The organism is Candidatus Marithrix sp. Canyon 246, from assembly GCF_001723685.1.
Taxonomy (GTDB): Bacteria; Pseudomonadota; Gammaproteobacteria; order Beggiatoales; family Beggiatoaceae; genus Marithrix.
The window spans coordinates 128,320-150,027 of the sequence record NZ_MCBX01000038.1 but is presented as its reverse complement, the minus strand read 5'-3'; the positions used below and the strand labels follow the sequence as shown (position 1 = coordinate 150,027).

Here is a 21,708-nt window from a genome sequence, read left to right as displayed (position 1 = left end):
CCTATGAATTATAATATTTTTTTAATTGGACCAATGGGTGTAGGTAAATCGACGATTGGTCGTCATTTAGCTGATATTTTACATCAAGATTTTCTTGATAGTGATAATGAAATTGAAATCCGTACCGGTGCAACAATTCCTTTAATTTTTGAATATGAAGGCGAAATCGGTTTTCGCAAGCGCGAACAAGAGATAATTATAGATGTAACTAATCTAAAAAATATTATTTTATCTACAGGAGGCGGGGTTGTATTAAACCCTGTTAATCGTCGCTTATTAAAAAATCGTGGTTATGTTATTTATTTACATGCTGATGTCGATGATTTATTAGAACGCACGGCTAATAATGATAATCGCCCCTTATTGAAAACTGGTAATCCGCGTACTAAATTAGAAGCATTGTTAAAACAAAGACATCATTTATATACTGAAGTTGCAGATGTTACTATAAATACTGGAAAAAAAAATATACTAGAAGTAGTTGAAGCAGTATTAAACCATATAGGAGAATTATAATGAAAACTTTAAATGTTAATTTAGGATCACGCAGTTATCCGATTTATATCGGTCAAAATTTATTAGGCTTGGCTGAATTGATTAAAGCTTCAAGTCAACAAGTTTTAATCGTTACTAATGAGACTATCGCGCCATTATATTTAGAAAAAACACTTAGAGCTTTTAAGGATTATAATAAAGTTGCATCGGTAATTTTACCAGATGGTGAACAATATAAAAATTTAACAGTATTAAATCAAATTTTTGATCAGTTATTAACTGATAAGTTTAATCGTCAAGTTACTTTAGTAGCTTTGGGTGGTGGTGTTGTTGGTGATATGACGGGTTTTGCTGCCGCTTGTTATCAGCGCGGTGTGGCTTTTATTCAAATAGCAACTACTTTATTAGCTCAAGTTGATTCATCAGTTGGTGGCAAAACTGGCGTTAATCATAGTTTAGGTAAGAATATGATTGGCGCATTTCATCAACCTCAATGTGTAATAATAGATACTGATACCTTAGATACTTTAGATAATCGACAATTGAGCGCGGGTTTGGCTGAAATTATTAAATATGGATTAATTAATGATTTAGAATTTTTTGAGTGGCTAGAAAATAATGTATCTGATTTATTGGCTCGTGATTCGCAAGCTTTAAGTTTTGCTATTGCACGCTCTTGTCAAAATAAAGCACAAATTGTTGCTGAAGATGAGCGTGAAAGTGGGCGACGAGCATTACTCAATTTGGGGCATACTTTTGGTCATGCTATTGAAACTGGAATGGGTTATGGTAAATGTCTGCATGGTGAAGGAGTTGCTATTGGTATATGTTTAGCAACAGAATTTTCAGCCCAATTAGGATGGTTAGCCGATGATGATGTCAGCCGTATTAAGAGACTGATTAAAAAAATGGCTTTACCTACGACTATTCCAGAAGCTTTAACAGTTGAACAAATATTGCAATTAATGCAAGTTGATAAAAAAGTTCATGATGGTAAAATTCGTTTAATTTTATTAAAAAATATTGGTCAAGCCATTATTACTGATCAATATGATTCACAATTATTAAAGAACACTCTCCAGAAAAATTATGCCTGAAGATTATCGTTTTAATAATCCATTTGGTAATACATCACATCGCTATTATTTAACCTCTGAGTTAAGTCAGCGAATTAATTTAATTCGTCATTTAATAGAAAATAGTGAACAATTATTATTAGTATTAGCTGAAAAACATGGCGGTAAAACTGCTTTATTGAACCAATTAAGGAGAATCGCCGAAAAAGAATGTCAACATTGGTGGATATATACTCCTGATACTAGCCCAGCTTTATCTTCTGAAGTATTATTATCATCAATTTTGAATACATTTCATGTGCGTCATGATGGTAAACCTTTTGCGATTTTACAAGATACTTTACGTAATCATATCGCAGCGACTCGTTATAATGGGCAAATACCGGTATTATTTGTAGATGATGCTCACCAATTACCCTTAGCTACTTTAAAATTTTTAATTGAATTAAATATGCAGGGTAAACCACCGACTAGAATGAGGGTGGTATTATTTTGTGAGCCGCAAATTACTAGTATTTTAGCGGCACCAGAATTTAAAATGGTACAAAATACTTTAATTCATACTTTGGATGTGCCAGTATTTTCTGATACTCAGGTACGAGATTATTTACAATTTCGTTTACATGACACTAGATATAATAATATTCATCCATTTCATAGTGAAGTTATAAAAAAAATTTATGAAAGATCAGAAGGTTTAGCAGGCAAGATAAATATCTATGCTCAACAAATTTTACAACAATTTGCTGAGCAGAGGCATGATATTCATTTACCTCATACATTCGCTCCTCAATCTAAATCGATATGGGGTGTGGCTATTGCTTTGGTTGTAGTGGGTTTAAGTTTATTGTTTTATTGGAAATCTATAGAAGAAAAGCAAACTAGTGTACCAATTTTTCAACCAATAGCTACAGTTCCTTATATTGTTCCAACGGAAGTAAAAGTAGAAGCAGAAAAGAAAGAAACAGAAAAGCCGAAAGAGATACCAGAGAAAAGAGTTAAAGAGGCAGATTGGTTATCAGTTCAAAATCCAAATAATTATACATTACAAATTTTAGGCACTCATGAATTAAGGAACTTACAAAAGTTTACCAAACGATATTCAGATATAACGGAATTCGCGATGTTTAAAACTACATATCGGAATAAAGATTGGTATGTATTAGTTTATGGAATTTATTCGAGTAGAACCGAAGCCCAAGCAGCTTTGCAAAACATGCCGGCAGAATTAAGAAATACTAAGCCTTGGATTCGTGGTATTGCTAGCGTGCAAGGGTTGATTGAATAAGCTATTAAGATTTTTAGACCTGACAGGTTTTAAAAACCTGTCAGGTCTTTTCAAGACCAATCAATAGTCTCTTTACCAACTTGTTGAAGATATTGATTAGTTTTACTGAAATGTTTATTACCAAAAAAATAACGAACTGATAAAGGCGATGGATGAGCTGCTGTTAAAATGCAATGTTTCGTAGAATCAAGCATTTTAGCTTTTTGTTGAGCATATTTGCCCCATAGTAAAAACACTACTTGTTGTTTATGTTCAGAAATTAACTTAATAACAGCATCTGTAAATATTTCCCAACCTTGATTTCTATGTGAAGCTGCTTGATTAGCTTTCACTGTTAATATCGAGTTTAGCAATAATACTCCTTGTTTAGCCCAAGATTCTAAATTGCCTGTTTTAGGCTTTTCAATTCCCAAATCATTGTGAATTTCTTTAAAAATGTTGTTTAAGGAGGGAGGAACTTTGATTCCATCATTTACAGAAAAACACAAACCATTAGCCTGCCCTGAGCCATGATAGGGATCTTGTCCAATAATTACGACTTTTAAATCATCAAAACTGCATTTTTCAAAGGCGTTAAAAATTAAATCTTCTGCTGGATAAATTGTTTCAGTTTCCTGATTCAGGAATGAAACTAATTTTTTAAAATATTCTTTTTCAAATTCAGCGGCTAATTTGTTTTGCCAAATTGTTGGTATTTGCATATTGTGATCCTCATTATTGTTTAAATATTAAAATTATGATATATTTTATCATAAGTGTATTATTATAAAATAATATTATCTATATCAAAAGGAAAAACTATGCAAAAAATCTATCCACTTTTAATTATAAGCTTGTTTATCAGTGCTTGTAATTCTACCAAGCCTGAATCTTATCTGGCGCGAAATAATCAGATTGAATTATTAGGTGACTCCAAAAGTCCAAAAAGAGCCTTGGTAATAGGCAATAGTCAATATACTCATCAAAGATTAAATAATTCTACTAATGACGCTATAGATATGAGTAATAGTTTAGTAGAAATGGGTTTTTATGTAACTCGCGCAATTGATTTAAATCAACACAAAATGAAGACAGTTATTTATGATTTTCATAATTCTGTTAGAAAAATACCACAATCTGCTGATCAAAAAGTAGCATTATTTTATTTTTCTGGGCATGGTGCTAGATCAAATAAAGATGAAAATTATATTATCCCTACTAATAACGAAAGAATTAAGCGTGAACATGATTTAAGACATCAAGCCTTTAATATAAGAACCGAAGTTAAAGACCAAATGGAAAAAGTTAATTCTGATGGTGTCAATATTATTATTGCTGATGCTTGTCGTGATAATCCATATGAAGGTAGTGGAAAAAGTCTAAAACGTGGTTTAAAACGTATGGAAACATCTTCTAAAGGTGGTGGAGCTGTTATTGCTTTTGCCGCTGATGAAGGTGAAACTGCTGATGATGGCGATGGTTCTAATGGTTTATACACAACATATTTGCTTAAGAAGATGCGTGAAAATAAAAATAAACCAATAGATGAAGTATTTATGGATGTATATGAACCAGTAGTTAAGGAAAGTCAAAATCAACAACATCCTTGGTACGTTTCTACATTAGAAGATGAATATTGTCTTGATGGCTGTTTCTAGGAAATATTTATTTCTGTTATTATTGTTTTTATTTGATACAGTTTATGCTAATTGTGCCTTATTGATTGGTAATAGTCAATATGAAAATGGCAGGCTGACACAGCCTGTCAATGATGCCACTGATTTAGCTAAAGCTCTTAAAAAGTTGGGATTTCAAGTCATCCTGAAAACCAACCTTTCTAATCCACAAATCAATCAAGCAAGCATTGAATTTACAGCCTGTCTGAAAAAATCAGGTGGTGTTGGATTATTTTATTTCAGTGGGCATGGTACACAAGTAAAGTCTTATTGGAAAAGAGAAAATTATCTTATACCTATCAATAATAACAATATTTTAGACCAAGTAGATGTAAAACGAAATGCTTTTTATGTTAGTAAATTATTAGCGCGACTAAAAAGAGTTAGGAATGAAGGTAATATAATTATATTAGATGCTAGTCGTAAAAAACCTTATCCGGGTGGTAGGGGTGGCTTGACTAGTATTAGAAATACTGGTTATTCATTAATAGCTTATAGTGCTTATAAAAATAAAACTATAAGAAAAACAAGCAACTATAAACGCAATAGTTTATATGTAAAATTGTTGCTAAAAGAACTTAAAACAACTAAACGCAAACGAATTAAAACCATATTTGATAATGTCAATAAGGCAGTAAGAGCTTATGGTTATCAATGGCCCTATCGTCAAATTTCTTTAAGAAAACCATTGTATTTGCCGCTGAAGAAAATTAAAGCAAGGATTACTGAAACAACAGATAAACATGAATTACCAAAAATTGCAAAAATACAAATAGATAAAACACATATCACCAAACTAAGTTCAGTAGCTTTTTCACCCAATGGACGCTATTTGTTATCGGGCGGAAAAGATAGAAAACTTTGGTTATGGAATCTGAAAAGTGGCAGGCTTGTTAGAACTTTTGTTGGTCATTCGGATATTATCAGTTCAGTAGCTTTTTCTTCTGATAGTCGATATGCTATCTCTGGCAGTCGAGATCGAACTGTGAGAATTTGGAATGTCAATAATGGCAGATTATTAGATACTTATAGAGGTCATAATGGCTTTGTTAGTTCTGTGAATTTTTCTTCTGATGGTCGTTATGTGTTATCTGGTAGTTATGATAAAACTTTGCAATTTTGGGATAGACGCAATGCCAGATTGATACGTAGATTTAAGAGAGGCAATTGGGTATTATCAATGGATATTTCACGACGTTTTGCCTTATCTGGTCATAGGGATAGAACCATGCGTTTATGGAATTTAGATACTGGTAGATTGCGACGTAGCTATAGAACTTCTTCCTATTTTATGTCAGTAGCATTTTTTCCTAATGCTAATCGTATTGTTTCTGGACATACTGATAATACTTTACGAGTTTGGAATATGAACGGTAGAATGTTACGCCGCTTTTGGGGGCATAGTGGTTCAGTGTTTTCTGTAGATGTATCTTCAGATGGTAGAAAAATTGTATCAGGTAGTCGCGACAATACAGTAAAGCTGTGGAATGCTTCTAATGGCAGACTAATACATACTTTTAAACATGAAAATGATGTTTATTCAGTAAAATTTACTTCCAATTCAAATCGAATTATTTCTGCTGGAAATGATGGAATATTTTTATGGGATCTAAAAACTAAGAAAAATATAGCCCGCTTAGTAGTTTTTAAGGATCAACAATGGCTGACAGTTGTTCCAGAAACAGGTGCATTTGTAGCTTCTCGTAGAGGTGGGGACAAATTATCTATTTGGCTACGTGGACGTGGGTATAAATTAAACAATAACAAGGGTTATAATCGTGCAGATTTAGTTAAAACTAAACTCTCAGAAAAGTAAAATCTATCAGACCTGTCAGGTTTTAAAAACCTGACAGGTCTTTTTATATAAAATAATAATGCAAAAACAAATACTTAAAATAATTTATCTTAGCCTACTAACAATCTATTCATCCAATAGCTTTGCAGGTTCCTGTGGCTCTGTTTATGATGAAGAACTAGGCTGGTTACAAGAAGTTGAAGTAGCATCTGGCCAAGCTGAACCATTAAGTGAAGTACCAGCACCCGTAACTGTGATTAACAGTGATATGATGAGAAGCATTGGTGCTAGAACACTTAAAGATGTACTAATTACCTATGTGCCTGGAATGACTAATGTGCAAAATCAAGGTGATATTAATGTTGCTTCACATGGAGTATATAGTGCTTCTCAACAAAAAATCTTGATTATGTTAAATGGTCATCGTTTGAATTCAGCTTCTTATTTAAGCGCAAATCCAGATTTTAGTATCAATTTAGATAAACTGGAATGTATAGAAGTATTACGTGCGCCCGGCTCATCTTTATATGGTAATGCCGCTTTAACGGCTGTTATTAACCTTATAACAAAAAAAGGTACTGATGTAAATGGTACTGAAATTACTGTAGGTATTGGTAATTATGGGCAAAGAAAAGTCAGTTTTCTTTTTGGTAATGAATTTGATAATGGAAAAAGTGATCTTTTATTATGGGGTAGTTATTATACAAGTGAAGGCGAAATTGCGAGTGTGCCTGTTAATGAAGATTATTCCAGAGACCCAAAAGATTCTTATGCTATTTTAGATGGAGTTAAAGATCCCGGTTCCTATGATATTGGACTCACTTATGAATTTGGTGATTTCACACTATTGGCTAGCCAAAGACGTGCTAGATATATAACCCCTTTTTCTCAAGTATCCAATTCTCAGATCTTATCTTTAGGTGGTGGAGAATCTTATAACTATTCTGATTATCGACAATTACATGGAGTGGGTCCGGGTCAAGCTGCTACATTTTCACATTTAGGTATGGATTATGTTAAAGAATTTGAAAATAATTTTAAATTACAATTTCAAGTTTATTATGATGAAACTGAAAGTAATAGGCTTATAATTAATAAAGAAGCTATTAAAAATGCTGGATTTTTATCATTCTATGACAGAGGATATGGAGTGATTGCCCAATTAAGCAAACCTTATAATTTTTTTGGTACTGGTAGATGGATGATAGGCACTCAAATCAATACAATGGAACTATATGATAGTAACTTAATATTTGGTGAAAATGGTGAATGGGTAAAATTCATGGATAATAGAGAAAATAATGTCTTTGATACAGGAACAGAAACAATAACTTCCCTATTTACTCAAATAAAACATAATTTTACTGATACTTTATTGGGTAATTTTGGTGTGCGCTTTGATAAAAAGGATCGTCATGAAGGAGAAAATATTAGTGAAATATCACCTAGGTTAGCATTAGTATGGAAACCATATGATAAATTTAATTTAAAATTTTCTTATTCAAAAGCTTTTGTTGATGCACCTTATGTCTTTCAGTACTATAATGATCCCCAGAATCCCAACAATCAGCTAACACTAAAACCAGAAACTATGGAATCCTATCAAGTTACACCCACTTTCAAATTGGCACAAGGGAAAATTACTAGTAGTTTTAACATTTTTTATAATAAATTTTCTAATGTTATTATGAGACATAATCATGCACATCAGGGGCAAAGCGCAATTCAGAATCATGGTTTTTTTAACCAATGGGGAATAGAAAATGAAACTAGTTATAATCAAAATGCTTACAATCTAGCATTTAACCTAACTTACCAAGCAGCAGCAAATAGTGAAGATAATGAGGGTATATCAGATGAAAAAGTTTGGAATGTGCCAAATTTTACAGCAAATTTGATTTTAAATGTAAATCCTTTTGAATTATTCAATTTTAACAATGAAACTGTCTCTCAAGATTTATGGTTAAATCTAACAGCCAAATATATTGGTGAACAATTATCACCAATAGACATTGAATATCCTAATGGCACCAGCTTTCATGAACCAAATAACGAAGTGGATGATGTAGTATTATTTAACACTGGTTTTCGTTGGGATAAGTTATGGAAAGATTTCTTCCTAGATGCACGAGTGTATAATTTACTTGATGAAGACTATTATCAAGGTGGAAGTGTTACTCATCCATATCCGCAGGCGGGGAGATGGTTTATGCTTACTGTTGGGTATAAGGGTAATTGGTAGGTCTTTTATACGCTGAAAGACCTGACAGGTCTAAAAAAATGAATTTAACCACTATGAATAAACATAACGATACATTAAATGTACTATTGGAACAAATAAAAACAATTTATACAATTTTAATTACACTATTAACAATCTATTCATCTCATGCCTTTGCAGGTTCTTGTGGCTCTGTTTATGATGAAGAACTAGGCTGGTTACAAGAAGTTGAAGTTGCATCTGGCCAATCTGAACCATTAAGTGAAGTACCAGCACCCGTAACTGTGATTAATAGCGATATGATGAAAAACATTGGTGCTAGAACACTTAAAGATGTACTAATTACCTATGTTCCCGGAATGACTAATGTGCAAAGTCATAGTGATATGAATGTTGCACAACGGGGCATTTATGGCAGTTCTCAACAAAAAATATTAATTTTATTAAATGGTCATCGTCTAAATTCACATTCTTATTCAAATGCTAATCCTGATTTTAGTATTAGTTTGGATAAACTTGCATGTATAGAAGTATTACGTGCGCCCGGCTCATCTTTGTATGGCAATGTAGCTTTAACAGCAGTAATTAACCTGATAACCAAAAAAGGCACAGATATAAATGGTACAGAAGTGAGTGTAAGTATGGGTAACTATGGACAAAGAAAATTAAGTTTTCTTTTTGGTAATGAATTTGATAATGGAAAAAGTGATCTTTTATTATGGGGTAGTTATTATACAAGTGAAGGCGAAATTGCGAGTGTGCCTACTAATGAAGATTATTCCAGAGAACCAAAAGATTCTTATGCAATCTTGGATGGAGTCAAAGATCCCGGTTCTTATGATGTAGGACTAAGTTATGAATTTGGTGATTTCACACTATTGGCTAGTCAAAGACGTGCTAGATATATAAGTCCTTTTTCTCTTATGTCCGACTCTGCCTCATTAGCAGGAGGTGGAGAATCTTATAACTATTCTGATTATCGGCAATTACATGGAGTGGGTCCGGGTCAAGCTGCTACATTTTCACATTTAGGTATGGATTATGTTAAAGAATTTGAAAATAATTTAAAATTACAATTTCAAGTTTATTATGATGAATATGAATATAATGAGATGTATGTTGGTAATCAAGTTGAAAAAAATGCTATTTTCATAACAGCCTATGATAGAGGCTATGGATTAATTGCCCAATTAAGCAAACCTTATAATTTTTTTGGTGCTGGTAGATGGATGATAGGCACTCAAATTAATACAATGGAACTGTATGATAGTAATTCCATATATGGTCAAGCTGGTGAATGGTTACAGTTTGTGGATAATAAACAATATAATATATTCGATACAGGAACAGAAACAATAACTTCCCTATTTACTCAAATAAAACATAATATTACTGATACTTTATTGGGTAATTTTGGGGTGCGTTTTGATAAAAAGGATCGTCATAAAGGAGAAAGTATTGATGAAATGTCACCTAGATTAGCATTAATATGGAAACCGTATGATCAGTTTAACTTAAAAATATCTTATGCAAAATCTTTTGTCGATGCACCTTATGTATATCAATACTACAATTATTATCCTAATTTGAACAATCCGTTTGCACTAAAACCAGAATATATGGAATCTTATCAAGTTACACCTACCTTCAAATTGGCACAAGGAAAAATTACTAGTAGTTTTAATATTTTTTATAATAAATTTTCTAATGTGATTGTAAGAAATAATAACTCAGAGAATGGGGAAAGCCCAATTCAGAATTATGGTTTTTTAAAGCAATGGGGAATTGAAAATGAAACTACTTATAATCAAAATGCCTACAATCTTGCATTTAATCTAACTTATCAAGCAGCAGATGGCGCAGAAAACTATGGCGTATCAGATGATCAAATTTGGAATGTGCCAAATTGGACTGCTAATTTAATTTTAAATGTAAATCCTTTTGAATTATTCAATTTTAACAATCAAACTGTCTCTCAAGATTTATGGTTGAATCTAACAGCCAGATATATTGGTGAACAATTATCACCAATAAACATTGAATTTCCTAACATTAAATTTCATGAACCAAATAACGAGGTGGATGATGTAGTATTATTTAATACTGGTTTTCGTTGGGATAAGTTGTGGAAAGACTTTTTCTTAGATGCACGAGTGTATAATTTACTTGATGAAGACTATTATCAAGGTGGAAGTGTCACTCATCCATATCCACAGGCGGGGAGATGGTTTATGCTTACTGTTGGGTATAAGGGTAATTGGTAAGTCTTTTATACGCTGAAAGACCTGACAGGTTTTAAAAACCTGTCAGGTCTAAAAAAATTAATTTAACCACTATGAACAAACATAACGATACATTAAATGTACTAACATGTCATATCCATCTATTCAAAAAATAATTCTGCAAAATTATAAAAATTTACTTATTAAAGAAACACTTGATCTAAATAAGTTGAATGTTTTCATTGGTCCTAATTGTTGTGGCAAAAGTAATCTAATTGGAATATTAAATTTTTTAAAAAATTGTGTGACAGCTAGAATTGAAACAGATATTGGATTAACAGGTTTAGAAGTCGCAATTGATAAATTAGGGACTTCTAAAATATTAAATAGTAAAATAAATCGTCCAGCTCGTGTGCAATTTCAATTTGAATTTACTATGACTAATGTTATGCCTAATGGAGCTATATTTGAATTAGAATTAGATATATCTGGTGATGGTAGGCGGGTGACAATACATAAAGAATTATTGCGTACAACTACAGATCAGCTTTATTATCAATGCCATAATACAAAAAGTAGTGAAGGCATAGTTATGTGTGAATCTGAAAAGGGTTTTGAACCTTTACATGATGTACCTATCAATGACTTAGCATTAATCAGCATTAGCAAGTTACTTGAAAATAGCAAAATTTCCCCAGAAACTGCGCCTATATATAAAGTACGACGACATTTAATAGAAACCATAGCTCAGTGGCGTTTTTATAATGCAAATAATATGAACTTACATGATATTCGCAATTATGAACCTAAAATTGGTGGGCAAGAAATTTTCCTATCAGCATCAGGGGAAAATTTATCATTGGTTCTATTTAATCAAATCAATCAAAATATTGATTTTGATGAAATTATTAATAATGCAATGAAAACTATTTTGCCTACCACACGTAGAGTAAGAGCTATTCCATCAGGACGTTTAGGATTAACAATAGAATGGTATTTTGAAAATATTGAAGAACCATTTTATTTAAATGAAATGTCAGATGGTGCGGTGCGTATGCTGTGTTGGGCGGCAATTTTACATTCTCCGGTTTTACCAAAATTATTAGTTATTGATGAGCCTGAATTAGGATTGCATGTATCTTGGATGAATATATTAGCGGCATGGATAAAAAAAGCCGCTAAAAAAACACAAGTTATAATTGCGACACATAGCCCAGATTTGCTGGATCATTTTACTGATAACTTAGAAGATGTAATATGTTTCTGTAAAGAAAAAGATAATTTTGTTCCAAAACATTTATCAAGAAAACGCTTATTAAAACCACTTCAAGAAGGCTGGCAAATAGGTGATCTTTATCGCGTTGGTGATCCAGATATTGGAGGCTGGCCTTGGTAATATGGTTATTTGCAGGAGGTGGTGAATCTGAAGTTCATGGTTTAGTTCCTAACTTTCTGGAAAAACATTTTCCAGATTGTCAATTTGATAGAAAAACACCTATTTATCAAAAACCTGCTGGCAAACGAAAAGCTGGTGTATCTTATGGATATGGTAAAACTAGCAAAAGTTTAGCAAAACAAATCAAAGAACGTTTGAAAACTGCCTTAGACAATGAAGAAAGTTGTGATTTAATTTTAGTGATAGATGATTTAGATTGTCGTGATCAAAATAAACAAATAGAAATGTTTTTGCAAGCAATTGATACAGTTAAAGCAGCAAAAGATATAGAACGTATAATTGGATTTGCTGCACCTGAAATAGAATCGTGGCTGATCGCAGATTGGAATAACACGATTGCCAAACATGTAGATTTTCGTAACAACCACCAAGCAATGCGTTGGTGGCTAAGTCAAAACAAAAACATTGCCTTTGATGCCCCAGAATCCTTTAGTGCATATGATCCTGATAGAGATTGTTGCAAAGAAAAATTGTCTGAAACATTGATTGAATCGACTGAACAATATAATTGCAAAGAAATTTTTAGCAAAGGAGTACATACGCCTTTGTTATTAAAAGAAATTAAAATTGAAACACTCAGGAATAAATGTTCAATTTTTCGAGAATGGTATGATGATTTATCTTTAAGAATTTATTCAAAAAAATAATTTGACATCGAAAGACCTGACAGGTTTTAAAAACCTGTCAGGTCTAAAAAAATGAATTTAACCACTATGAACAAACATAACCACATATTATATATAGCATTATTATTAATATCTTTTCTATTTCAAGCTTGTAAACCAAATCCTCCTCCACCAATAGAGCGATCATCAAAGATCATAAAAAAATTACCATCTCAGCACGCATTAGTAATCGGTATTAATAAATTTCCAAAATTAGGAGCTAATTGGCGATTAGAAGGTGCTGTTAATGATGCTAAGATATTACACAAAGCTTTTAAGCAAGCTAATGTAAATACTCGTGTTTTGTTGGATGAGCAGGCTACTCGTGCTGGTTTTGATCGTGCTTGGAGAAGTATGTTAAACAAAGCTAAGAAGGGTGATATAGTTATTTTGACCTTTTCTGGGCATGGTATTCAACTAAACTCAGATACTTTGCCTTTAGATGAATTAGATGGGCAAGATGAGGCTCTTATTTTTCATGATTTTAATGGTAAACAAGGTTTTATTACTGATGATGAACTCTATAGTTTATTTGAGGAAGCTAGTGATTATAAGATTGTTGTTGTTATAGATGCTTGTCATTCCAGAGGAATGGTGCGTGGTGCAAAACGACAAACCTTGGGAAAAATGCGTACTGCTGGTAATTGGACAATTAAAGCCAATATTCCTCAACCTATGCAAGGTGATGAACGTCAAACTTTGCAACATGTCACTCATATTATGGGAGTTGATGAAGAAATATTAAAAATCAGCGAAGTTACTTTTGAAGGTAAACAATATGGTGCATTAAGTTGGTATTTTTCTCAAGCTTTAATGGGATATGCAGATTATAATTTTGATAATTATTTAAGCCGTAGTGAGCTTCATAATTTTTTAAGAAAAAAGGTAAGTCAAAAAACCAATAATCTACAAAAACCCAAATTATTACCACGTGCAGATGATACTCTTGTGCTTGCATCAGCACCTGAACCTTTACCACCATCTCCAACTAATGTAATAATTAATATTACAACAGAAAAGACTCAAATACCTAGTAATTTAAGTCATTTTCGTTCAGTTAATACTAGTTCAGAATTTGATTTATTGTTTCAAATAAATAATAATAAAATAACAGCGTTTAATTATACAGGTGATCAAATCACTGAGTTTTCAAATCAGCACAAAAATTGGCAACGCTTAATAGATAAAGCGCGTTTGCTAAAATTTTTAGAATTATGGTTTAATAAAAAATATAAACCAATTGATATTCGTTTGCGTGAGGGAGATGAATTGCATCAACAAGGAGAAATATTACATTTTACTATTGCCCCGGGTGATATTAGGGAAGGTTTAAATGCACTAACTATCTTTAATCTTACTGGAAATGGTGAATTGCAATTAATGTATCCATTAGCTAATTATAATGATCCATTATTAATTAATGATTTTCCTTATCATATGCCAGCTATGCAAATTTCTCCACCTTTTGGTGGCGATAATTTAGTTGCGATATTATGCAAACAAGCGGTTACTAATTTGCATCAATTATTAATTAAAGTTCAGCCGAATCTGCCCACTCCCAAACAAATAAGCAAATCTTTACGTGGTAATACTTGCCAAGTTGGGCAATATGCGTTTTTTAGTGGTAATAAATAATGAAAAATATACTTATAATAATACTGGTTCTTACTAGTAGTTGTACAACAATAAAAAAAGAAAAACTAACACGTTCTGTTAAAATATCTAGCAGTTGCCTTGACTACCAATCTTCAGTAGAACAAGCAATTAAGCAATCTGACTTTGAAAGTTTAGAAAAATTCTTATATATATTAAATAGACAAGCTGATTGTTCAGTTTCTTATGTAGATAATGTCAAACGCAGTATGGCGCAAATTGCCGCTGCACGAGCTGATAAATTAATTCAACAACAACGAATAAAAACAGCTAAAACATGGTTAAAACGCGCCCCTATAACAACTTGGGGAACTCAAGCAATCTACGGGGATATTGCAGTTTATCGTCATCAGTGGCAATTAGCGGCTAGATTCTATAATCAGGCTATTGATTTAATGAGAGATAAGCAAGCAACACCCCAAGCACCAGAACCAGCTTCTATTAGACAATTATTAAAACTAGCTTATCAAACACAAATTTTAACCACAGGCAGTCAAAGTATTTTTGGAAAAATACGTGGTGTGGCACCAGAAAATATACCAATACAGTTTAGCTTTGCGACAACAAAACTGGATAGTCAAACTAAAAAATTTCTTCAACAATTAGCGAATTATATAAAACAACAAAATATAACCAAACTTACCTTGATTGGACATACCGATACTAAGGGAAATCATGCTATTAATGATAAAATTTCAAAACAACGCGCTTTGGCAGTAAAAAAATATTTAGAAAAAGTAGGCGTAACAGCAAATATCAATATAAAATGTAAAGGAAAAAGACAACCGTTGCAATTAGTACATGCTATAATATATACACCTGAACAAATTAACGCCTTAAATAGGAGAGTAGAATTAATTTTATGAAAAAATATTTATTAGTATTAATATTAGTATTTCTAAGCAACAATATCAGCGCATCAGCATTGAATTGTTGGAAAAATCATACTAAAAAACCTACATCTTTTGTATTAGCAATGGGAGCCAATACTAAAGGCTTGAAAATGAGCAATTTTGATGCAGTATCCTTTGCTAAAGGCATACAAAAGCGTTTTCGTATTCCATCTTCTAATATTTGTGTGCTTAAAAACGTTAAACGATGGGAATTTGAATATGTTTTACAAAGATTAGCCAAATTAGTACATCAACAAGATCAAGTATTTATATACTTTTCTGGGCATGGTACTAAGTTAGTTGACCATAGCGGCGACGAAAAAGACTGTTATGACGAAGCTTTTGTGACAGTTCATTATTCAGGCAAAGGAATGGAATTTTTAAGTGATGATGCTTTTGTTTATTTAGTAAATAAGATAAAAACCAATAAAATTCTAACTGTGATTGATACTTGTTTTGCTAGCGGCTTATTAAGAGGAGCTTGCCAACATACAAAGTCTAAATTTTGGAGTAATAAACAAAAACATAAAAAATGCAGAACCAGAAGGACATTTCAGCCTACTCTAAAAGGGATTTTATATCCAGCGGCTAAAGAAGATCAAGCAGCTTGGGAATTACGTGATGGTGGCTTATTTACATCTATATTTATTAAAAATATGAAAAAATACCCATCTTTTAGTTTAAAAAATATTTATCGAATGACAAAGAAAGAAGTAACAGCATTTATTTATAAATATCGCTGTAAAAATACATTTTAAATTTTGTTGGGCTTTCTTTCGTAAGCCCAAACTAATGATAAAAATTATTGATCTAATTCAAGTGTAACAGAGGTGGCTTGTTGAAGATTTTCTGAAACTGGACAACGAAGATCAATTTCTTCTAAAAATGCTTTCTTTTCTTCTATAGACATATCAGCATCAATTTTAGTTAAAACTTTAAAACTGGTAAAACCAGAGCGAAGTTCTTTATTTTTTCCCATATATACATCAGGATCTAGTTCACTGATCACAGTCGCTTCAAAATTTCTCAACTCGATTCTTTTTTGTTTCGCAATAATCTGCCCAATACTTAGTACACAAGCAGCAAGTGAGAAGCAATTATATTCAAGAGGACTCGGGCCCTCATTATTTCCACCAGCTAACTTTGGTTGATCAACAATTAAATGATGATCGCGTATTTGAGCTTCGATTTTAAAGTTTTCAACTAACTTCGCGCTGATTTTAAATTGTTTTGTAGCCATATTATTTCCTTAATGATTTAAGTCATTTAATATATTATTGAATTTTAATAAATCAAGTGATAATCAAGCCTTCGGCAATGTAACCCCGGTTTGCCCTTGATATTTACCATTCCTATCTTTATAGGAAGTTTCACAGACTTCATCTGCTCCTAAAAATAATACTTGAGCAACGCCTTCATTAGCATAAATTTTAGCTGGCAATGGAGTTGTGTTAGAAAATTCTAACGTAATATGCCCTTCCCATTCTGGTTCTATTACAGTATTGCTAACTACAATTCCCATTCTTGCATAGGTACTTTTACCCGATACAATTCCTAAAATATCACGAGGAATTCTAAAATATTCAACTGTACGCGCTAAAGCAAAGGAATTAGGAGGAATAATACATTCATCCGCTATAATATCAACAAAGCTTTGTTTATCAAAGTTTTTTGGATCTACAATACTAGCATTTATATTGGTAAATATCTTAAACTCATTAGCACAACGTACATCATAACCATAGCTAGATGTACCATAAGAAATTAATTTTCCCTTTGCATTTTGTTTTACTTGTTGCGCTTCAAAGGGTTCTATCATGCGGTAAGAATCCGCTAAGCGGCGGATCCATTTATCAGATTTAATACTCACTATTCTACTGATTAATTATTTACAACCTTAATTGTTGGGAACTTGGTACTGTAATCTTTTGCTTGTAAAGATAACTTGGCTGATACACGGCGAGCAATTTCATGATATATTTGTGCAATACGTCCATCTGGATCAGCAACCACAGTAGGATTACCATCATCAGCATTTTTACGAATACTAATATCTAAAGGCAATGAACCTAGAAAATCTACCTTAGTTTCTTCAGCCATGCGTAATCCACCACCTTGTCCAAATATTGGTTCCTCATGACCACATTTACTACAGATATGAATACTCATGTTTTCAACTACGCCAAGTACTGGCACATTTACTTTCTCAAACATTTTCAAACCTTTGCGTGCATCCAATAAGGCAATATCTTGAGGAGTAGTAATAATAACAGCACCACTGACAGGTATTTTTTGAGCTAAAGTTAATTGAGTATCACCAGTGCCGGGTGGTAAATCAATAACTAAATAATCAATTTCGCGCCACAGAGTATCCTTTAATAACTGCTCCAAAGCCTGTGTGACCATAGGACCACGCCAAATCATTGGGTTATCTTCTTCTACAAGATAACCAATAGACATAGACTGAATATCATAATTAACAACAGGCTCAAGACTAGTTCCATCACTGGATTCAGGCTGTTGTTTACTAAGACCAAGCATACGTGGTTGACTTGGACCATAAATATCAGCGTCTAAAATACCAACAGTCGCGCCTTCAGCAGAAAGAGCCAAAGCTAGATTAACCGCAGTGGTAGATTTACCAACTCCACCTTTTCCAGATGCAATAGCGATGATATTTTTAACGCCTTTAATTGGACTAACACCCTTTTGAGCGGCATGAGAAACAATTTGATTGTCAATCTGAATAGTGACATCTTTGACACCATCTAAGGCAGCAATTTTGAGGTTTAATTGTTTGCTGATAGCCTCATTGTAACCTTTAGTAGGAAAACCAAATTTTAAATTTACTGTGACATTACCACCATCAATTTGAATATCCTTAACTACATTAGCTGATACTAAATCTTTTTGTAAATATGGATCTATGTATTCTGAAAGTGCTGTTTCAACCTGTGGTTTTGAAAGTTCAGTCATTAAATAATATCCTAGTTATGTAATTCTTATGAATGGCTAAAGTTGGGTATTGCAGTTGCATAATTCAATATTTATTGCATATTATAATAATATATTTTATAATGTTATTTTATAATTTTTAATAAAGAGGTTAAAGATATGGAATTAAATTTTATTTTTGTTATTGAATTGTTATTACAAATATCTGTAGTTGTAATATTAGGTTTAGGCTTGTGGCTTATTAATCAACAAATTAAAATTTCTAATGAGCATTTCAAAAGTCTTAAAGCTTTAGATGGTCAAGTAGATGAATTACAAAAAACCGTAAAAGAACAATGTCTTTGGAATAAGCGTTCAGGAGCATTAGCATATTCTTTATTTAAAAGTGATACTTTGCGTAAAGCGAAGATTAGATTGGATCACGCATTTGGAAATCTAAAGGATCAAGGAAAGTTGCCTCTAAAAACTATTCAGGAGAAGGTTAAAAAAGAATCAGATATTGAAACTGATATTCAAACTGTTCTAGGGCATTGGGAAAATATGGCATTAGCCATTGATAATAGTGTAGCTGATGAAGATGTAGCATTTTCTATGGTAGCTAATCAAGTTAAATTATATCATAATGCTTTTAAAGAATTCATTGATGAAATTAGAGAAATATATCCCCAAAGATATGCTCATTTAACAGAATTACATAAAAGATGGCAAAAGAGGCTTGGAGGTATAGAATCCTCAAATCAAAATAGTGCATAAAAAATCCCCCCCGGGGGGATTATTTATTAAACAATACATTTCCGAGAAAGTATTTCAATTTCTACCCGTCGATTTTTATCAAAATCATTTATTTTAGAATCTTTTGCCGGTATGCTATAACCATAACCAGCTATGCCTATACAAGTTCTTGGAACTTTTAATCCGACTAAAATATCACTAACAGCAAAAGCGCGATCAACTGATAATTTCCAATTTTTTCTATCATTTGGATATTGTTGACTATCAGTATGCCCTTTAATTAAGATCATATGTTTTGGATTATATTTATTCCATACAGCAGCTAATGTTCGTAACGATTGAATTGCTTGCTTATTTTTGAAGGTTGATTTTCCTGTTTTAAAATTAATATTACGGAAAATAATCTCTGGTTTCGTTTCACTAACAATAATAGTTGATTTGGTATTTCCTAAACAACGTTTAAGCATTGTATCTATGGCTTTCATGCGTTCAGCATTTAATAGCAAACTCAAACTTTCTTCATTAAATTGATTTTGATCATCAATAGTTTTATAACGATCCTCGTGATACAATTCTTTCACTTTCTCAACTTTACAGGCATGTAAATAAGCTTCAAAACTAAGTGGAAGCTGCTTTTGTTTATAGTAAACATCACCAACACCTAACCAAACAGTTGAATTTTCAGGTTCAATATCAAGAGCTTTTTTGTAATATTTTAAAGCTTCAGAATACTTTCCTGCTTCTTCTAGCATAACTGCTTTATTGTTATACTCAATCACTTGTGAATCTGTGGTATTCTCATTACAAGAAATTACAAATACCATTATTAAGCTATATAATATTATTTTAATATACATAAGATAAGATCCTTATTAGCTGATGTTACGCCCCATTTTGTTATTAGCCAGCACCGCCTTGGAATTTATTCCTAGGCGGTGTTTGGTAATGACAAAATGTTAGTGCGTAACATGAATTATTAATATTTAGAAACAACTTTTTTAATAGCCATATCAAGAAGTTCTTTAGACTTTAATGATGAACCAACACTTTTTATAAAGTCATTATACACATCTTGACTTGGTAAATGCCACTGTTTTTGCCAAGGAAATTTCCAATAATTAATGCTATTGCCATTTTTAGAAATATTAATAATCTTTATAGCTTGACGTGGTGGAAATATCCTTTTTGATCTCTGATATTTTTTAACAGTAAATTCAATTGGCTTGTCATTTAAATAAATCTTCCGATTTAATAATGATAAATATTGAGGTTCTTGATAATCATTAGTGTGCCTTTTCACGCCCTTACGCACCTCTAAAAAAACATCTGTAATTGACACTTTTGGTTTAGTGATTTCTTTAATCAGATGTTTAGCATAAGGGCTATGATCTTCTACGCCACCATCTAAAGCAAATTTTCCAGGAGCAGCGGCATAGGCAATAATTGACCCTGAAGGTGGATCTAAATGATCTAAGCCATTATTATGTATGAGCTTACCTCTTGTAGGATTATTACGACAGGCATCTATAATAATGATGTTAGCATCATTTTTAGCATTTTCCATGACTTTTAGCATTTTTTCAGCAGAAACAATATTGTGTTGTAAAAAATCTTCTTCCTTGCTATCTAAAGCATCGCTTCCATCTACGGGAATTAAATAATTTTTTCCCTCAAACTGTACACCATGCCCTGAGTAATAAAATAAACCTATGCCTCCAGCTTGTTTTAAACAACTTCCAAATTTTTGAATTACAGTTTCCATTTTTGCCTTTGTCAAATCATATTCTTCAAAGACATAAAAACCTAATGTTTTTAATGTTTGCGCTAAACCACTAGCATCATTTTTCGGATTTTTTAAAATTGCCATTTCATCTTGGTAATTAGAATTACCAATCACTAAAGCAATACGCTTTTTCTCTGTCTCACATGCTTGAACAAGGTTTATGTTTAATAACAATATCCATGCTATTAGTATTTGTTTTTTCATCATATCATTTTCTATATATAGTTAATGAGTCAGTCGTCCAAAAATTCACACGCTTTTTTAATGATTCTATCAATTCCACATTTTTATTAGATAAAATTGTTTGCCAATTAATAGGATCAGGAGTCATAATCACTTGAAAAAAATTTTTACCAGCGGCTAAATCGACATTCCAAGCCAGATCAAATTTATCATTTGATGAACTCTTAATATCGTAATTCTTGGTTTGTATAATAATAACATCAGATGATACATTTATCTTAAATAAGGATAAATAAGCCTTATCAGCTAATTCAATTTTAGGTACAATTTTAACTTTATGATCAATTTTAATGTGATTTAATGTTACTTTCCAAGGTGCTGCTGGTTCAGAATTTTCTAATTCTGCTAATTGCGTAGAAATAGTTGGATCATTAAAAAAACAATACCATTTTTGTTGATCAGAATCGCATAATGGTTGCATATAAAGTTCAGAAACCAGATAGCAGCATAAAGAAAACAAGCCACCTAATAACGCGCTTATTTTTATATTTTTTTTCAAAAATTCAATCATTTTTTCTCCTAGAATTTAAATGAAATTTATATTATAATAAATATAAAGTTTCTAAAAGGTATCTC

General features: G+C 32.1%; 20 protein-coding genes. 13 read left to right on the top strand and 7 right to left on the bottom strand.

Going from position 1 to position 21,708, the window contains the following annotated elements; all coding sequences use genetic code 11:
* Positions 1-3 precede the first annotated feature (3 nt).
* The 3 genes from BHU68_RS13405 to BHU68_RS13395 are packed head-to-tail and all read left to right on the top strand — an operon-like array spanning position 4 to position 2,859.
* Entirely contained in the window at positions 4-516 is a 513-nt protein-coding gene (locus BHU68_RS13405) for a shikimate kinase (protein ID WP_069472545.1), read from the top strand.
* The gene (gene aroB / locus BHU68_RS13400; protein WP_069472544.1) at positions 516-1,592 is read left to right on the top strand and encodes a 3-dehydroquinate synthase; all 1,077 of its coding nucleotides are present in this window, start codon (positions 516-518) and stop codon (positions 1,590-1,592) included. Before BHU68_RS13405 ends, aroB begins: the two co-directional genes overlap by 1 nt.
* Entirely contained in the window at positions 1,585-2,859 is a 1,275-nt protein-coding gene (locus BHU68_RS13395) for an AAA family ATPase (RefSeq protein ID WP_069472543.1), read from the top strand. Before aroB ends, BHU68_RS13395 begins: the two co-directional genes overlap by 8 nt.
* Positions 2,860-2,909: 50 nt before the next feature.
* Here BHU68_RS13395 and ung read toward each other — a convergent pair whose 3' ends face one another.
* Positions 2,910-3,560: a uracil-DNA glycosylase gene (ung, locus tag BHU68_RS13390; protein WP_069472542.1), complete on the bottom strand. Its 651-nt coding sequence runs from the start codon at positions 3,558-3,560 to the stop codon at positions 2,910-2,912.
* Between the two features lie 99 nt (positions 3,561-3,659).
* Between ung and BHU68_RS13385 the strand changes: the two genes are divergently transcribed.
* The 9 genes from BHU68_RS13385 (at position 3,660) to BHU68_RS13345 (ending at position 16,177) form a co-directional block, all read left to right on the top strand.
* Positions 3,660-4,496: a caspase family protein gene (locus tag BHU68_RS13385; RefSeq protein WP_069472541.1), complete on the top strand. Its 837-nt coding sequence runs from the start codon at positions 3,660-3,662 to the stop codon at positions 4,494-4,496.
* A complete protein-coding gene (locus BHU68_RS13380; protein WP_083234196.1) occupies positions 4,468-6,330 on the top strand; it encodes a caspase family protein in 1,863 nt (620 codons plus the stop codon). The genes BHU68_RS13385 and BHU68_RS13380 overlap by 29 nt, the downstream gene beginning before the upstream one ends.
* A gap of 58 nt (positions 6,331-6,388) precedes the next feature.
* Entirely contained in the window at positions 6,389-8,551 is a 2,163-nt protein-coding gene (locus BHU68_RS13375; protein WP_069472539.1) for a TonB-dependent receptor plug domain-containing protein, read from the top strand.
* 53 nt (positions 8,552-8,604) lie between these two features.
* Positions 8,605-10,794, top strand: a complete 2,190-nt coding sequence (locus BHU68_RS13370; RefSeq protein ID WP_171899594.1) for a TonB-dependent receptor plug domain-containing protein — start codon at positions 8,605-8,607, stop codon at positions 10,792-10,794.
* Positions 10,795-10,900: 106 nt separating this feature from the next.
* A complete protein-coding gene (locus BHU68_RS13365) occupies positions 10,901-12,148 on the top strand; it encodes an AAA family ATPase (RefSeq protein WP_069472537.1) in 1,248 nt (415 codons plus the stop codon).
* Positions 12,142-12,855: a DUF4276 family protein gene (locus BHU68_RS13360; protein WP_069472536.1), complete on the top strand. Its 714-nt coding sequence runs from the start codon at positions 12,142-12,144 to the stop codon at positions 12,853-12,855. The genes BHU68_RS13365 and BHU68_RS13360 overlap by 7 nt, the downstream gene beginning before the upstream one ends.
* Before the next feature lie 66 nt (positions 12,856-12,921).
* Positions 12,922-14,508, top strand: a complete 1,587-nt coding sequence (locus BHU68_RS13355) for a caspase family protein (RefSeq protein ID WP_171899546.1) — start codon at positions 12,922-12,924, stop codon at positions 14,506-14,508.
* On the top strand, positions 14,508-15,392 hold the full coding sequence (locus BHU68_RS13350) for an OmpA family protein (RefSeq protein ID WP_069472534.1): 885 nt from the start codon (positions 14,508-14,510) through the stop codon (positions 15,390-15,392). The genes BHU68_RS13355 and BHU68_RS13350 overlap by 1 nt, the downstream gene beginning before the upstream one ends.
* Complete coding sequence (locus tag BHU68_RS13345) at positions 15,389-16,177, top strand: caspase family protein (protein WP_069472533.1); 789 nt, start codon at positions 15,389-15,391, stop codon at positions 16,175-16,177. Before BHU68_RS13350 ends, BHU68_RS13345 begins: the two co-directional genes overlap by 4 nt.
* A 44-nt stretch (positions 16,178-16,221) precedes the next feature.
* On the opposite strand, the gene BHU68_RS13340 is transcribed toward BHU68_RS13345, so the two are convergent.
* From BHU68_RS13340 to apbC, 3 genes are all read right to left on the bottom strand, one after another.
* Entirely contained in the window at positions 16,222-16,659 is a 438-nt protein-coding gene (locus BHU68_RS13340; protein WP_069472532.1) for an OsmC family protein, read from the bottom strand.
* 63 nt (positions 16,660-16,722) lie between these two features.
* Positions 16,723-17,289: a dCTP deaminase gene (gene dcd, locus BHU68_RS13335; protein ID WP_069472531.1), complete on the bottom strand. Its 567-nt coding sequence runs from the start codon at positions 17,287-17,289 to the stop codon at positions 16,723-16,725.
* An 11-nt stretch (positions 17,290-17,300) separates the two neighbouring features.
* A complete protein-coding gene (gene apbC, locus BHU68_RS13330) occupies positions 17,301-18,395 on the bottom strand; it encodes an iron-sulfur cluster carrier protein ApbC (RefSeq protein ID WP_069472530.1) in 1,095 nt (364 codons plus the stop codon).
* A gap of 138 nt (positions 18,396-18,533) precedes the next feature.
* Between apbC and BHU68_RS13325 the strand changes: the two genes are divergently transcribed.
* A complete protein-coding gene (locus BHU68_RS13325; protein WP_069472529.1) occupies positions 18,534-19,127 on the top strand; it encodes a DUF4760 domain-containing protein in 594 nt (197 codons plus the stop codon).
* Positions 19,128-19,153: 26 nt separating this feature from the next.
* On the opposite strand, the gene BHU68_RS13320 is transcribed toward BHU68_RS13325, so the two are convergent.
* From BHU68_RS13320 to BHU68_RS13310, 3 genes are all read right to left on the bottom strand, one after another.
* Positions 19,154-19,963 carry an OmpA family protein gene (locus BHU68_RS13320; RefSeq protein ID WP_069472528.1) on the bottom strand — a complete coding sequence of 270 codons (810 nt, stop codon included), beginning with the start codon at positions 19,961-19,963 and terminating at the stop codon, positions 19,154-19,156.
* 119 nt (positions 19,964-20,082) lie between these two features.
* Entirely contained in the window at positions 20,083-21,096 is a 1,014-nt protein-coding gene (locus BHU68_RS13315) for a caspase family protein (protein ID WP_069472527.1), read from the bottom strand.
* Between the two features lies 1 nt (position 21,097).
* On the bottom strand, positions 21,098-21,643 hold the full coding sequence (locus BHU68_RS13310) for a hypothetical protein (protein WP_069472526.1): 546 nt from the start codon (positions 21,641-21,643) through the stop codon (positions 21,098-21,100).
* Between the last annotated feature and the right edge of the window lie 65 nt (positions 21,644-21,708).

Excerpts from the sequence above, each read along its gene's own strand:
- BHU68_RS13405 (WP_069472545.1), top strand. The coding sequence starts at position 4 with ATGAATTATAATATTTTTTTAATTGGACCAATGGGTGTAGGTAAATCG.
- aroB (WP_069472544.1), top strand. The coding sequence starts at position 516 with ATGAAAACTTTAAATGTTAATTTAGGATCACGCAGTTATCCGATTTAT.
- BHU68_RS13395 (WP_069472543.1), top strand. The coding sequence starts at position 1,585 with ATGCCTGAAGATTATCGTTTTAATAATCCATTTGGTAATACATCACAT.
- ung (WP_069472542.1), bottom strand. The coding sequence starts at position 3,560 with ATGCAAATACCAACAATTTGGCAAAACAAATTAGCCGCTGAATTTGAA.
- BHU68_RS13385 (WP_069472541.1), top strand. The coding sequence starts at position 3,660 with ATGCAAAAAATCTATCCACTTTTAATTATAAGCTTGTTTATCAGTGCT.
- BHU68_RS13380 (WP_083234196.1), top strand. The coding sequence starts at position 4,468 with ATGAATATTGTCTTGATGGCTGTTTCTAGGAAATATTTATTTCTGTTA.
- BHU68_RS13375 (WP_069472539.1), top strand. The coding sequence starts at position 6,389 with ATGCAAAAACAAATACTTAAAATAATTTATCTTAGCCTACTAACAATC.
- BHU68_RS13370 (WP_171899594.1), top strand. The coding sequence starts at position 8,605 with ATGAATAAACATAACGATACATTAAATGTACTATTGGAACAAATAAAA.
- BHU68_RS13365 (WP_069472537.1), top strand. The coding sequence starts at position 10,901 with ATGTCATATCCATCTATTCAAAAAATAATTCTGCAAAATTATAAAAAT.
- BHU68_RS13355 (WP_171899546.1), top strand. The coding sequence starts at position 12,922 with ATGAACAAACATAACCACATATTATATATAGCATTATTATTAATATCT.
- BHU68_RS13350 (WP_069472534.1), top strand. The coding sequence starts at position 14,508 with ATGAAAAATATACTTATAATAATACTGGTTCTTACTAGTAGTTGTACA.
- BHU68_RS13345 (WP_069472533.1), top strand. The coding sequence starts at position 15,389 with ATGAAAAAATATTTATTAGTATTAATATTAGTATTTCTAAGCAACAAT.
- BHU68_RS13340 (WP_069472532.1), bottom strand. The coding sequence starts at position 16,659 with ATGGCTACAAAACAATTTAAAATCAGCGCGAAGTTAGTTGAAAACTTT.
- apbC (WP_069472530.1), bottom strand. The coding sequence starts at position 18,395 with ATGACTGAACTTTCAAAACCACAGGTTGAAACAGCACTTTCAGAATAC.
- BHU68_RS13325 (WP_069472529.1), top strand. The coding sequence starts at position 18,534 with ATGGAATTAAATTTTATTTTTGTTATTGAATTGTTATTACAAATATCT.
- BHU68_RS13320 (WP_069472528.1), bottom strand. The coding sequence starts at position 19,963 with ATGTATATTAAAATAATATTATATAGCTTAATAATGGTATTTGTAATT.
- BHU68_RS13315 (WP_069472527.1), bottom strand. The coding sequence starts at position 21,096 with ATGATGAAAAAACAAATACTAATAGCATGGATATTGTTATTAAACATA.
- BHU68_RS13310 (WP_069472526.1), bottom strand. The coding sequence starts at position 21,643 with ATGATTGAATTTTTGAAAAAAAATATAAAAATAAGCGCGTTATTAGGT.